Source organism: Pseudonocardia charpentierae (assembly GCF_031845345.1).
GTDB classification, from domain to species: domain Bacteria; phylum Actinomycetota; class Actinomycetes; order Mycobacteriales; family Pseudonocardiaceae; genus Pseudonocardia; species Pseudonocardia charpentierae.
Genome location: NZ_JAVREJ010000001.1, coordinates 114,455 through 127,052 on the forward strand (window position 1 = coordinate 114,455; position 12,598 = coordinate 127,052).

14 protein-coding genes are annotated in these 12,598 nt (G+C 73.6%); 4 read left to right on the forward strand and 10 right to left on the reverse strand.

Features of this window, described 5'->3' with window-relative positions; genetic code table 11:
• Positions 1-96: 96 nt before the first annotated feature.
• Positions 97-1,011 (forward strand): trypsin-like peptidase domain-containing protein, encoded by a 915-nt coding sequence (locus RM445_RS00580; RefSeq protein WP_311553916.1) that lies wholly within the window; start codon positions 97-99, stop codon positions 1,009-1,011.
• Position 1,012: 1 nt separating this feature from the next.
• Here RM445_RS00580 and hpt read toward each other — a convergent pair whose 3' ends face one another.
• The 5 genes from hpt to dacB form a co-directional block, all read right to left on the reverse strand.
• Positions 1,013-1,567, reverse strand: a complete 555-nt coding sequence (gene hpt / locus RM445_RS00585; protein WP_311553917.1) for a hypoxanthine phosphoribosyltransferase — start codon at positions 1,565-1,567, stop codon at positions 1,013-1,015.
• 63 nt (positions 1,568-1,630) lie between these two features.
• Positions 1,631-2,644, reverse strand: a complete 1,014-nt coding sequence (gene tilS, locus RM445_RS00590; RefSeq protein WP_311553918.1) for a tRNA lysidine(34) synthetase TilS — start codon at positions 2,642-2,644, stop codon at positions 1,631-1,633.
• A gap of 96 nt (positions 2,645-2,740) precedes the next feature.
• Entirely contained in the window at positions 2,741-3,514 is a 774-nt protein-coding gene (locus RM445_RS00595; RefSeq protein WP_311553919.1) for an isocitrate lyase/PEP mutase family protein, read from the reverse strand.
• 36 nt (positions 3,515-3,550) lie between these two features.
• Positions 3,551-4,573 carry a zinc-dependent metalloprotease gene (locus RM445_RS00600; protein WP_311554376.1) on the reverse strand — a complete coding sequence of 341 codons (1,023 nt, stop codon included), beginning with the start codon at positions 4,571-4,573 and terminating at the stop codon, positions 3,551-3,553.
• Between the two features lie 237 nt (positions 4,574-4,810).
• Positions 4,811-6,232 (reverse strand): D-alanyl-D-alanine carboxypeptidase/D-alanyl-D-alanine endopeptidase, encoded by a 1,422-nt coding sequence (gene dacB, locus RM445_RS00605; protein ID WP_311553920.1) that lies wholly within the window; start codon positions 6,230-6,232, stop codon positions 4,811-4,813.
• A 157-nt stretch (positions 6,233-6,389) separates the two neighbouring features.
• Here dacB and RM445_RS00610 point away from each other — a divergent pair, with 157 nt between their 5' ends.
• Complete coding sequence (locus RM445_RS00610; protein WP_311553921.1) at positions 6,390-6,920, forward strand: inorganic diphosphatase; 531 nt, start codon at positions 6,390-6,392, stop codon at positions 6,918-6,920.
• Positions 6,921-6,984: 64 nt separating this feature from the next.
• Here RM445_RS00610 and RM445_RS00615 read toward each other — a convergent pair whose 3' ends face one another.
• Positions 6,985-7,461, reverse strand: coding sequence for a MarR family winged helix-turn-helix transcriptional regulator (locus tag RM445_RS00615; protein WP_311553923.1), 477 nt, complete (start codon positions 7,459-7,461; stop codon positions 6,985-6,987).
• Between the two features lie 89 nt (positions 7,462-7,550).
• Positions 7,551-7,796: a hypothetical protein gene (locus RM445_RS00620; RefSeq protein ID WP_311553924.1), complete on the reverse strand. Its 246-nt coding sequence runs from the start codon at positions 7,794-7,796 to the stop codon at positions 7,551-7,553.
• A 290-nt stretch (positions 7,797-8,086) separates the two neighbouring features.
• Here RM445_RS00620 and RM445_RS00625 point away from each other — a divergent pair, with 290 nt between their 5' ends.
• The gene (locus RM445_RS00625; RefSeq protein ID WP_311553925.1) at positions 8,087-9,028 is read left to right on the forward strand and encodes an anti-sigma factor RsbA family regulatory protein; all 942 of its coding nucleotides are present in this window, start codon (positions 8,087-8,089) and stop codon (positions 9,026-9,028) included.
• A 31-nt stretch (positions 9,029-9,059) separates the two neighbouring features.
• Here the strand turns inward: RM445_RS00625 and RM445_RS00630 are convergent, their stop codons facing one another.
• Both RM445_RS00630 and RM445_RS00635 read right to left on the reverse strand, forming a co-directional pair.
• Positions 9,060-9,965 carry an aldose 1-epimerase family protein gene (locus RM445_RS00630; RefSeq protein WP_311553926.1) on the reverse strand — a complete coding sequence of 302 codons (906 nt, stop codon included), beginning with the start codon at positions 9,963-9,965 and terminating at the stop codon, positions 9,060-9,062.
• A gap of 72 nt (positions 9,966-10,037) precedes the next feature.
• A complete protein-coding gene (locus RM445_RS00635) occupies positions 10,038-10,427 on the reverse strand; it encodes a hypothetical protein (RefSeq protein ID WP_311553927.1) in 390 nt (129 codons plus the stop codon).
• Between the two features lie 90 nt (positions 10,428-10,517).
• Here RM445_RS00635 and RM445_RS00640 point away from each other — a divergent pair, with 90 nt between their 5' ends.
• Positions 10,518-11,198 carry a response regulator transcription factor gene (locus RM445_RS00640; RefSeq protein ID WP_311553928.1) on the forward strand — a complete coding sequence of 227 codons (681 nt, stop codon included), beginning with the start codon at positions 10,518-10,520 and terminating at the stop codon, positions 11,196-11,198.
• A 9-nt stretch (positions 11,199-11,207) separates the two neighbouring features.
• On the opposite strand, the gene RM445_RS00645 is transcribed toward RM445_RS00640, so the two are convergent.
• Entirely contained in the window at positions 11,208-12,404 is a 1,197-nt protein-coding gene (locus RM445_RS00645; protein WP_449619172.1) for a sensor histidine kinase, read from the reverse strand.
• Between the last annotated feature and the right edge of the window lie 194 nt (positions 12,405-12,598).

Here is a 12,598-nt window from a genome sequence, read left to right on the forward strand (position 1 = left end):
GCCCGCCGCCGGTTCCCGGCGCGCCGGGCGAGCGTATCGAGCCCGCACCGGCGTCGTTGACCGGAACGGTTGGGGCGTTGCGGGAGGAGCAAGTACATGGTCATCGGTGCCCGCGGCACGGTCGCGTCGGCCGCCATCGCCGTCGTGGTGGGGCTCGGGGCACTCGCGGCGCCGGCCGCCCTGGCCGCGCCCCCGGCCGTACCGGCGGTGGCCGGGTCCCCCGTCGTCACCGGATGGGCCCCTGCCGGCCGGGCCGGGCTGCACCCCGGCGTGGTCACCGAGACCGCGGGTGGCGGCAGCTGCACCGCCAACTTCGTGTTCACCGCGGGCGAGCGGGTGTTCCTGGGACAGGCCGCACACTGCGCCGGCACGGGCGACGTCACCGAGACCGACGGCTGCAGCTCCTCCACCGGCCCGGTGGGCACCGAGGTGACCATCCACGGATCCGACGGTCGCGACCGGACCGGCACGGTGGCCTACAGCTCCTGGGTGACGATGCAGGCCGACCACGAGACCGACCGCGACGCGTGCGCCAACAACGACTTCGCCCTGGTCGAGCTGAGCCCGGACGACGCGACCGACGTCAACCCGAGCATGCCGTTCTTCGGCGGTCCGAAGAGCCTGCGTGAGGGGACCCTCCGCGTCGGCGCACCGGTGCTCGGGTACGGCAACTCGACGACGCGGGCCGGCGTCGCGGCACTGAGCCCGAAGGCGGGCTCGATCGTGTCGACCACCTCCGGCGGCTTCGGCCAGGAGGTGTACATGGCGAGCCCCGGCATCCCCGGCGACTCCGGCGGCGGATTCCTGACCCGCAACGGCGAAGCGGTCGGGGTGCTCTCGACGCTCAACCTCGCACCGCTGCCGGTCAGCAACGGCATGACGAACCTGGCCGAGGCCCTGCGCTATGCGGCGGACCACGGGTTCGCCGACGTGGAGCTCGAGCCGGGCACGGAGCCGTTCACCCCGAAGCCGGCGGCGCTGCTGCCCCGGTCGCTCGCGGACCGGGGATAGGTCAGGAGTAGACCGCGGGCTCGAGCGTGCCGATGAAGGGCAGGTCGCGGTAGCGCTCGGCGTAGTCGAGCCCGTAGCCGACGACGAACTCGTTCGGGATGTCGAAGCCGACGTAGGTGACCGGCACGTCGACGGTGATCGCGTCGGGCTTGCGCAGCAGCGTGCAGACCTCCATCGACGCCGGCTGCCGCGACTCGAGGTTCTTGAGCAGCCACGACAGCGTCAGGCCCGAGTCGATGATGTCTTCGATGATCAAGACATGCCGGCCGGCGATGTCGCGGTCGAGGTCCTTGAGGATCCGCACGACGCCCGACGACGACGTCGACGAGCCGTAGGAGCTCACCGCCATGAATTCCAGCTGCACCGGCAGGGGCAGTGCGCGGGCGATGTCGGTCATGAACATCACCGCGCCCTTGAGGACCCCGACGAGCAGCAGGTCGTTCGTGCCGGAACAGCGGTCCGCGTAGTCCTTGCCGATCGCCGCGGCGAGCTCGGCGGTCTTGTCGCGGATCGCGTCTTCGGTGATCAGTACTGACGCGATGTCCCCGTCGTACACGGACGGTCCTCCTGGGGGTTCGGGGCGGCGGCGTCGACGGTCCCCCGGACGCCGGGCCGGATCTCATCGAGCGCCCGGCCACGCCGCCGTGCGCACCCGGAGCTTCCCATGCTCACGAACCAGCTCCAACCGCTGCGGCAGCATGACCGCGCCCTGTCCGCGCCAGCGGCCGACGAGGTCGTCGGCGGCGCGCAGGTGGAGGTCGGTGAGCCCGGTGACGCCGCGGGCGCCCAGCCAGGCACGCAAGGCCCGTCTCCGGACCGCAGCGGGGGCGTCGGCGAGCACGTCGGCGTCGAGCCTCTCCTCACCGCGGGTTGCGCGTCCGGGTATGCCGTCTTGCGCGTCTCGGTCCGCCGAAGCCCGAGCGAGCAGGTCGCGTGCGACGGCGTCGAGCGCCTCGCCGTCGTCGCGCAGCTGCGCCGCCGTGCGCGCGAGCGCCTCGGCCACCCCGCCGCCGAGGACGTCCTCCAGGAGCGGCAGCACCTCGCGGCGGAGGCGGACACGGGTGAAGCGGGGATCGACGTTGTGCGGGTCGTCCCAGAATTCCAGGCCCTGCGCCCGGCAGGCGGCCGCGGTGTCGGTGCGGCGCAGCCCGAGCAGCGGCCGCAGCCAGGGCGGGTCCCAGGTCGTCATCCCGGCGAGTGATCGGGCACCCGAGCCGCGGCCCAGGCCCAGCAGCACGGTCTCGGCCTGGTCGTCGAGGGTGTGACCGAGCAGGACGGGCGAGTCGGGATGCGGGCGGGCGGCACGCAGCGCGGTGTAGCGGGCCCGGCGGGCCGCCGCCTCCAGCCCGCCGCCGCCGTTGACGTCCACCGTGTGCACGGCCGCCGGAACGCCCTGGTCGGTGAGCTCGGCCACCAGTGCGGCGCTGCGTTCGGCGGATCCGTCCTGCAGCCCGTGGTCGACCACCGCCACGTGCACGCGATCCGGTGCGACGGCCCGGGCGGCGGCGAGCAGCGCCGTCGAGTCGGCACCACCGGAGTAGGCGACGAGCACGGGCACCGTCGCGGGTAGCCCGTCGAGCGCGGACCGCACCGCCCGGCGCACGGCGGCGACGGCGGGATCGGCGGCGCTCACGGGCTCACGGTCGCAGACCCGGCCGCCTCCTCGCAGAACCACCCGCCTCCTCGCAGAGGCGATCGCCCCTGCGAGGAGGGCGCGGAGTCTGCGAGGTCAGTTCAAGGGGCGCACGCCTTCGGGGAGCGCACCACCGGCGTAGAGGTCCTTCGCCAGGTCGGCGAGGTAGGTCAACGTCGAGCGCTGCGTCCACGGCCCGAACGACACCCGCGCCACTCCCAGCTCCGCCAGCCGCGCCTGCGGCAGCAACCCCGGTACGTTGATCACGCTGACCTTCCGCTCGCCGATGCCGTCGACCAGCGCCGTCACCGTCGGCTCGTCGAGCAGGCCCGGGACGAACACGCAGGTCGCGCCCGCGTCCAGGAACGCGCGGCCGCGCTCGACCGCGTCGGCGATCACGTCCTTCCGGTCGCGGTCGGCGGCCTTCAGGAAGGCGTCCGTGCGGGCGTTGAGGACGAACGGCACGCCCTCGGCCTCACCGGCCTTCACGACGGCCTCGACCGCCGCCACGGCCTGGGGCAGCGGCTTCATCTGGTCTTCGAGGTTCGCCCCGACGATCCCGACGCCGATCGCGCGGCGGGCGGTCTCCCCCGCGTCGCCGTACCCGGCCTCCAGGTCGGCGGTCACGGGCAGGTCGACCGCAGCGGCGATCCGGCCGACCATGTCGATCATCAGGTCACGCGGGATCTGCTCGCCGTCCGGGTAGCCGAGAGTCGCGGCGATCGAGTGGCTCGCCGTGGCGAGCGCCTTCGTTCCCGGGACGTCCGCGACGACCGTGGCGCTGACGACGTCCCAGACGTTGACGACGACGAGGAGCTCGGGGTCGGTGTGCAGCCGAAGCAGGTCGGCGGCCTTGTCGGCAGTGGTCACGGCCCGACGCTACGTCAGGTCCCCGATCTTGTGCTCTCAGTCCAGGCGGAGCCGGCGCACCCACGACGCGGGGTCGGCCAGCTCGGCGCGCGTCGGCAGCGTCTCCGGCGACTCCCACACCCGGTTGAAGCCGTCCATGCCCGCCGCGAGGACGACGTACTTGGTGAACGCCGAGCCCACCGCGTACTGCTTGACCTTCGCCTCGACGCCCAGCAGCGCCCGCAGCAGCCGGTCCACGAGCCCCCCGCCGCGACGACGGAGGGTGAACCGGGCGCGGATCGTCTCGACGCTCGGCACCACGTCCGGGCCGGCGGCGTCCATGACGTGGTCCGCGTGCCCCTCCAGCAGGGTCGTGAGCGCGAGCAGCCGATCCAGCACCGCGCGCTGCTCAGGCCCCTGCAGGAGCTCGACGAGCACCAGCGAGTCGCCGCCCGAGCCGCGGATCGCCGAGATCGCCTCGGGCAGACGCTCGAGGATCCCGCCGCGCGTGCCGTCGGCCATCGACAGGAACTGCCCGACCTCGTGCGCGAAGTGGTCGCGCAGCCACGGCACCGCGGTGAACTGGAGCCGGTGGGTGGCCTCGTGCAGGCACACCCACATGCCGAAGTCGGCACTCGGGACGTCGAGAGCCTGCTGGGCGGCGTAGACGTTCGGGGCGACGAGCAGGAGCCGGCCCTGGCTGTCGGCACCGCCGAAGGGGTCGTACTGGCCGAGGACCCGGCCGCCGAGGTAGGCGAGTACGCCGCCGACCTGCAGGCCGGCCGTTGTGGCGGTGACGGCGCGGGCGACCTTCGGGGTGTGCGGCAGACGCGCCCCCGCGGTGAGCGCGGCCATTCCGTCGATCGCCGCGGCGGCCCAGGCGGGCCGGTCGACGACGTCGGCGGGCAGCAGCGGCAGCCCTTCGCCCATGTTCGTGACGGCGCGGACGTGCCCCTCGGCGACGGCGGCGTCCGACCGCAACCTGCGGACGAGCTCGACGGCGACGTCCCGGCTCACGGTCGGGCCCGCGGGGACGAGGCGTGCCGCGGTGCGCCGGGCGAGGGCCCAGTCGACGGGCAGGCCGGCGTCGAGCTCGAGCCCGGATGCCGGCGCCGGGGAGGGATCGGAGGCTAGGCGCACCTGCCCCACGCTACGTGCAGACGGCAGGAGCCGGCACGGCCTGCGCACCCGACCGGGTGGGGTTCGCGCACACGAACGCAAGACTCGTGTGCACAGACGCAAGACTCGCCGAGCACGAACGCAAGACTCGCCGGGCAGAACCGCGCAACTCGCCGGGCGCGGACGCGCAACTCGCGGTCAGCGGCAGCCGCAGCGGCTCAGCTGGGCGGCGAACGCGTCCAACCTCGGGCGCACGAGCCCCGGGTTCACGCCGTTGCTCATCAGGGCGAACACCAGCAACCGGCCGTCGGCGTCGGTCACGATGCCCGCGAGGCTGCTCACCCCCGTCAACGTGCCGGTCTTCGCCCGCACCACACCGCGGCCCGGGGCCGAGGGCGAGCCGGACGCGAACCGGTCGACCAGGGTGCCGTCGCCACCCGCGACCGGGAGGCCGGTGAGGATCGGCCGGAGGAACTGGGTGTCGCGCGCTCCCTGGGCCGGCGCCGCCGCCTGGGCGAGCACCGCGCCGAGCAGCTGCGCGGGCACCTTGTCGTCGAACGAGAGGCCGCTGCCGTCGACCAGCTGCGCCCCCGTCGTGTCGAAGCCAGCCTGGGACAGCGCCAGCAACGTCTGCGCGGACGCCCCCTCGAACGACGGGTCGGCGTTACGCTCGATCGCGACCTCGCGAGCCAGCACCTCCGCGAGCACGTTGTCCGACGCGCGGATCGCGTGCTCGACGAGGTCCGAGATCGGCGCCGAGGTGACCATGCCGAGCACCGAGGCGCCCGGCGCGGCGGTCGCCTCCGCGACGCTGCCGGCGTCCGCACCCAGCATCCCCGCCAGCGCCCGCCCGGCCGTCAGGGCCGGATCGTCGACGCGCGCGCCGTCTTCCTGGGTGGGGTCCTTCCGGCCGCCGTCGAGCATCAGCGGCTCGATCGGGGTGACGAAACCGCCGGCGACGTCCGCGGGGTCCCAGGTGGGCTGCAGCGTGGGGCCGGTGTAGCGGCTGGTGTCGACCAGCACCCGCCGCACGGGCGTGGTCGTGGCCTTGCGCACGGCGTCCGCGAGCGCGGTCAGCCGGGCCGGGTCCGGGTAGACGCCCGTCTTGTCGGTGGGCAGCGCCGTGAGGGTGGGGTCGCCTCCGCCGACGAGGATCACCGTGCCGGGGTCCGGCCCCGAGACGACCCGTGTGGCGAGCCGGTCCGTCGGGTCGAGCGTCAGCAGTGCGGCCGACGTGGTGAGCAGCTTCGCCGTGCTGCCCGGCACGAGCGGCGTGCCGGCGTCCTGGCTCCACAGGACGGCGCCGGTGGCCGGGTCGGTCACCGATCCGGTGAAATCTCCGAGCCCGCGCGCCGCGGCCAGCGGGCCGAGCACCCCGCCGACACCGGTGGCGGTGGCGGTGGGCGCCGCCGCGGCCAGCGGGCCGAGTGCGGGCACCGGGGCGATGATCGCGACGGGAGCTGGGGCCGGGATGTCGCGGCCGGTGAGCGTGCGGACGGTGAGGCCCGTCGCTGTGCCGCTGGAGCCGACGATGGCCAGGGCGACGAGGACGGCCGCGGTCCTGCGCAGCCGGGGCCGCGGCGGGGCAGCCGCCCCGCTCTCACGTGATCTGGCGCCCACGGCCGCACCCCCTCCTGCGTGCGTCGATCGCCCCGACGGCGTCGACCGGTCTCCTCGAACTGGACGCGGTCCCCCACACTAGAGCCAGGCACCGCGCCGGTCGGCCGACCGGTCGTGACTCGACCCACCCGCGCACCGACACCAGGAGAAACGAACCGTGGACTTCGACGTTCTCATCGAGATCCCCAAGGGCGGCCGCAACAAGTACGAGGTGGACCACCACAGCGGCCGGATCCGGCTGGACCGGACGCTGTTCACGGCGACGCAGTACCCCGCGGACTACGGCTTCATCGAGGAGACCCTCGGTGAGGACGGCGACCCGTTGGACGCGCTCGTCCTCGTCCAGGAACCGACGTTTCCGGGCTGCCTGATCCGGTCCCGCGCGATCGGGATGTTCCGGATGAAGGACGAGAAGGGCGGCGACGACAAGGTCCTCTGCGTGCCCAGCGACGACCCGCGCCAGGAACACCTGCGTGACATCCACCACCTCCCCGAGTTCGACCGGATGGAGATCCAGCACTTCTTCGAGATCTACAAGGCGCTCGAGCCGGGCAAGAGCGTCGAGGGTGCGACGTGGGTCGGCCGGGCGGAGGCCGAGCGGGAGATCAAGAACTCGTACCAGCGCGCGCGGGACGAGGAAGCCGTCGCAGAGGCGGAGGAGAAGGGCGGGCAGGGCCCCGCGCTCTGACGCTTCCCACCCTCGGGCGGGAGTGGCGCGCGTGGAGCCGCTCCCGTCTCAGGACTTCGGCTCTTCAGGACTTCGGGAGGGCCGTGCGGGCCTTGTGCGACTCGAAGCTGTCGGTGAAGCGGGTGAGCAACCGCGCGAAGGTGCGCCGGTCGTCGTCCGGCCACTCGCTCATCAGCGAGGCGATCCCGCGGTTGCGCAGCTGCCGGTTCTCGTCGAACACCCGGCGGCCCTCGTCGGTGGCGACGAGCAGGGTCGCCCGCCCGTCGGCGGGGTCGGCGACCCGCTCGACGAGCCCGAGCTGCACGAGATGGGCCACCTGCCTGCTCACCGTCGACGGGTCGGAGTGCACGGCCTCGGCGAGGGCGCCTGCGCGGCGGGCCCCGTCCTTGGCCAGGTGCACCAGCAGCAGATAGGTTGCGCGGTCGACGGCGTCGGGATGCTCGGCCTGGTACTGGGCCTGGACGCGCTCGAGAAGGCGCACGAGTCGGACGAGCTGGCTGCCGATCTCGTCGGCGGTCTGCAGCTCGTCGGTCGTGGACACGTCTCCTCCGAGGACCCTGCTTGCGTGACGCACGCAAGAACATGCTCGTCACAAGTATGCCCGAAGTGGACAGACCTGTGGGGTGCGGGTCAGGCGGAGACGAATCCCGTGGCCGCCCGCCCGGCCGGCGTCAGTTGTGCGACCGCACTGTTGACCGGCTTCACCACCAGCCCGGCCGCGATCAGGCGCTTCGCGACCCCCGAGTCGGCGCACCGCACGCCGTCGACGATCAGCACGGGCTCGCAGCCCGGCGACAGCTCGCACCGGCCTGCCGCGACGGCCCGCAGCACCGCCCGGTCGCGACCGCAGATCTGCAACGGTTCTTCTTCCGACATCACGCCTCCCTCATGCGTGCCCTGTGGACCGACGGCGGGAACGACAGCTGGAACGAAAACGTGCCGTGATCCACATGCGGAACCGACATACCCGCTCCGGCTGCGGTTCACCGGCCGCTCAGCGGGCATTCACCTTTCGGACGTGCCGACGAACGGGCTAACCGTGCTCCACCCGTGGCGTCCGTTCCGGCGGGCACTATCGTGCGGCGCGCGCTGCCGTACCGGAAATGGGCGGAGCAGATGGCGATCTCGGCGGGAGGCCGCCCGGGTGACATGAGTGGCGGGATGACGTGAGCACAGCCATCGATCTGGCGGGTGCGCTGCACGAGGCCGTCCTGTACTCGGCGCCCGACGAGCTGGCGGAGCGGCTCGTGCCGCGCCTGCTGCCATCGCTCGACGAAGGCGCCCCCGTCGTCGCCGTGCTCGACGAGACCACGCGTGCGGAGGTCCGCCGGGCGCTGGGCGACGCGGCCGAGCGCGTCGAGTTCCCCGATCCCGCCGTGGTGCACCGCGTCCCGCCGTTCACCGTCGCGTCCCGGTGGGCGCGGCTGAGCCGCAGGGTCCGCACCTCGACGGGCCGCGCGACCGTCGTCGGCCAGCACGTCGAGGGCCTGCCCGGCTGCGACGGGAACCACTGGGCCCGGTTGGACCTCGCGCTCAACGTCGCCGTCGTCGGACTGCCGATCACCGTGCTCTGCCCGTACCGGACCGACGACCCGGAACTGGCGCGGGTGGAGGCGACGCACCCCCGGTTGGTGACCGCGACCGGGATGGTGTCGAGCGGCACCTACCGTCCGCCCACCGACGCACTCGTCGAGTACCCGCCGCCGCCACCGCCCGAGCTCGGGCCCTGCACCGCAGAACTGACCTTCACCGCCGACGACCTCGGCGACCTGCGCCACCTCGTCGCCGAGGTCGCCGCCCGGGGCGCCACGGCTCCCGAGCGGATCGCGGACCTCGTGCTGGCCGTGAACGAGATCGGGTCGAACAGCATCGAGCACGGCCCCGGACAGGGGCGCCTGCGGCTCTGGGTGACCGACGAGGCCGTCGTCGCCGAGGTCGCCGACCGGGGTCGGGCGGACCTGCCGTTCCCCGGCATGGTGGCACCGGCCGCGGCCGGGATCCGCGGGCGCGGGCTGTGGCTCGCCTCCGAGCTGTGCGACGTCATGCAGGTGTGGAGCGACGGCGAGGGCACCGTGGTCCGGTTGCGGATGGACCACGAGGCCTCGTAGCCGGGCTTCACATCGGGCCTCAGATCGGGCCTCAGATCGGGCGGAGCCCCCAGCTGCCCTGCCAGGTCTCGCCGGGCTCCAGCGTGATCAAGCCGGTGCCGGAGTTCAGCGCGTCCGGCGGGCAGGTCATCGGCTCGACGGCCACCGCCCGCCCGCGGCCGGGGTGGTCGCTCGGCGTGAAGACCTGCACCCACCCGAAGGCGGGCTCCGCCCACACCTCGACGCCGCCGTCCGGCCCGAGCAGCCGGTGGCGCACGAGCTCGTCGCCCGCAGCAGGGACGCAGCCGCCGAACGCGTCGTCCAACGTCACCCCCTTGAGCGGGCGGCCGTCGCGGAAGTCTGTGTCGCCCTCCGCGGGCCGGGCCGGGCCCGAGGGCAGGCCGCCCTGCAGCGGAAGGGACGTGGTGGCCGCGAGCTGCAGCGTGCAGTCGTCGGTCGCGGTGTCGCCCGCGCGGATGTAGGGGTGGGCCCCGACGCCGAACGGGACGGCAGCGGCGCCGACGTTGCTCACCGTGTGGGTGACGGTCAGTCCGTCGGCACTCACGGCGTAGCGGACCTGCGTGGCCAGCGGTACCGGCCAGCCGGGCTGCGGCGCGACCCGGGCCGCCAGGGTGATCGTGTCCGTCGCACGCTCGACGACCTCGTAGAAGGTGTAGCGGAGCAGGCCGTGGATGGCATTGCCGGGGACGGGCTCGTTGAGTGCCAACTGCTGGGGTGTGCCCTCCCACGTCCAGCGGCCGCCTGAGGTCCGGTTCGGCCAGGGCACGAGGACGGTCCCCGCGCCGCGCGGCGGGCGGCTGTCGAGCGGGAAGGGCTCGACGTAGGGCAGTCCGTTCGCGGTGAACGTGCGGAGGCCGGCACCGACCTCGGTCACGACCGCGTGGACCTCGCCCGCGGTGATGTCGAACTGCTCGCCGGTGAGAGGAAGGGGAGACACGGTCGGGAGGCTACGCGTGTCCTGTGAACCGGCGCCGCAGCGGAGCGAGGCGCCGGTTCACAGGTGGAACTACTAGTGCACGTCCTCACCGGTGACGTGCTCCTCGAGCCGGTCCGCCGTCTCGACGACGAGCCGGAACGACCGCTCGAACCCCTTGATCGCGTCGGCGTCGAGCGGTACCGAATGGCGGAACATCGTCACCCCGTCGACCGCGACGATCCCGCCGACCACCGCCTCCGACGCGAGCCCGAGCAGCTCGTCGAGCTGCGCGTCGCCGACCTTGCAGATCGGCGAGGCGATCTGCGCCCACGGCTCGTCGTCCGTGCCGACCACCTTGCGCACGACGACGAGCTGCGTCCGGTCGCCGGTGGTGGGCAGGTTGAACCACAGCTCACCTTCGGCCTGGCGCATCACCTCGTAGCGCAACCGCACGTACGAGACCAGGTCGTCCCAGCCGGCCACGTCGCCACCGCCCTCTCTCTTCTCTCGCGGACGCTACCGCGTCCGGGTACGGGGCGGGCGCCTGCCCACACCGGCCACTACCGTCGGGATGTGCACGTGCTGCTGGTGGAGGACGAGGTGCCGCTCGCGGAGATGGTGCGCCGCGGGCTCGCCGCCGAGGGTTACGCGGTGCAGGTGACGCACGACGGGGTCGCCGGGCTGGCGGCCGCGTCCAGCGGCCGGCACGACGTCGTGGTGCTCGACATCATGCTGCCCGGGCTCTCGGGCTACCGGGTGCTGGAGCGGATGCGCGCGGCCGGCAACTGGACCCCGGTCCTCATGCTCACCGCCAAGGACGGCGAGTACGACGAGGCCGACGCGTTCGACCTCGGCGCCGACGACTACCTGGTCAAGCCCTTCTCGTTCGTCGTCCTGCTGGCCCGCCTGCGGTCGCTGCTGCGCAGGCGGGGCGATGCGCGTCCGTCCGTCCTGCAGGTCGGGACGCTGCGGCTGGACCCCGCGCGGCACCGGGTGTTCCGCGACGACACCGAGATCACGCTGACCCCGCGGGAGTTCGGCGTGCTGGAGCACCTGATGCGGCGCGCGGGCGAGGTCGTCACCAAGACCGACATCCTGCGCGCGGTCTGGGACGCGCACTACGAGGGCGAGGTGAACGTCGTCGAGGTCTACGTCGGCTACCTGCGTCGCAAGATCGACGCGCCGTTCGGGACGGCCAGCATCGAGACGCTGCGCGGCGTCGGCTACCGGATGGCGGACCCGACTCCGGCGTAGCCGGCGCATTCAGCCCGGCGCCGTGCGCGGCAGCGAGCTCGGTCGCGGGGCGCGCGAGGCCGGGGCGGCGGATTCAGCCACGTCCGGCACCACGACCTCCTCCTCGACGGCGACCTCGTCGGGGGGCAGCGGCAGCCGCACCCGGAACAGGGCACCGCCCATCGGGCTGCCGACGACGTCCACGGTCCCGCCGTGTGCGGCGACGACCTCCGCGACGATGGCGAGCCCCAGCCCGGCGCCGCCGTCCGCCCGCGCACGGGCGTCGTCGAGGCGGACGAACCGCTCGAACACGCGCGCCCGCTCGTCCGGCGGCACGCCCGGCCCGTCGTCGGCGACGTCGAGCTCCGCGTGCCCGCCGGAGCGCCGCACCGAGACCACGACGGTGGAGCGGGCGTGCCGGCAGGCGTTGTCGACGAGGTTGCGCACGACCTGGGCCAGCTGCCCCCGGTCGCCGACCACGCGCACGTGTGCCGCCTCGATCCGGGGGACGATCCGCCCTGCGGGCCGCAGGCGTTCCGCCTCGGCCACCTCGTCGAGGTCGACGTCCTCGAAGCGGGGCCGCAACCCGCTCTCGTCGGCGCGGGCCAGCAGCAGCAGGGCGTCGACCAACCGGCCCAGCCGCTCGGCCTCGCCCCGCAGGGCGGTGACCGTGTCGCGGTCGGCGGCCGGCCTGGCACTGTCGCGCGACAGCAACTCCAGGCCGGTGGCGATCGTCGCGAGCGGGCTGCGCAGCTCGTGGCTCGCGTCCGCGACGAAGCGCCGCTGCACGGCCTGCCCCGCCTGCAGCCGGGCGAGCATGGCGTTCATCGTCTCGGCCAGGCGGCCGACCTCGTCGCGGGCCGCGGGCACCGGGACCCGCACGGAGGGATCCCGGGTGGTGGCCACCCGGGCGCGGATGGCCTCGACCGGCCGCAGCGCCCGCCCCGCGGCGAGGTAGGTGACGATGCCGGTGATCAGCACCAGCAGCGGGATCCCGATGAGCACCAGGTGGAAGACGGTCGTGACGGCCTCGTGCACGTCGCCGAGCGATTGTGCGGCATAGACGGCGAGGTCGCGGCCCTTCACGGACGTGCCGTAGGCGACGACCATGACCTGCTCGGTCGTCTCGGGATCGGTCTCCTTGATCCCGTCGCGGTGGGTCACCCACACGCTCCCGACGACCTCGGTGTCGCCCGGCTCCGGCAGGACCGAGGCCATCGGCTTCATCGTCCACAGCGGGTTCGACGCGCCGAGGACCTCGATGTCGCGGTCGCCGTCCTCCCCGTAGTCGCGGACCACCTGTACCAGGTCGCTGCGCTGCGCGGTGGCGTCGACGGCGTTCTTCTTGACGTCGTCCTCGAAGTTCGCCGCGACACGTTGGGCCACGACCTCGGCCTGCTCCGTCGCCGTCTCCTCCAGGG

Bases quoted from the DNA above. Each gene is read 5' to 3' on its own strand.
- RM445_RS00620 (WP_311553924.1), bottom strand. From the start codon at position 7,796: ATGTCGGAAGAAGAACCGTTGCAGATCTGCGGTCGCGACCGGGCGGTG.
- RM445_RS00645 (WP_449619172.1), bottom strand. From the start codon at position 12,404: ATGAAGCCGATGGCCTCGGTCCTGCCGGAGCCGGGCGACACCGAGGTC.
- RM445_RS00580 (WP_311553916.1), top strand. From the start codon at position 97: ATGGTCATCGGTGCCCGCGGCACGGTCGCGTCGGCCGCCATCGCCGTC.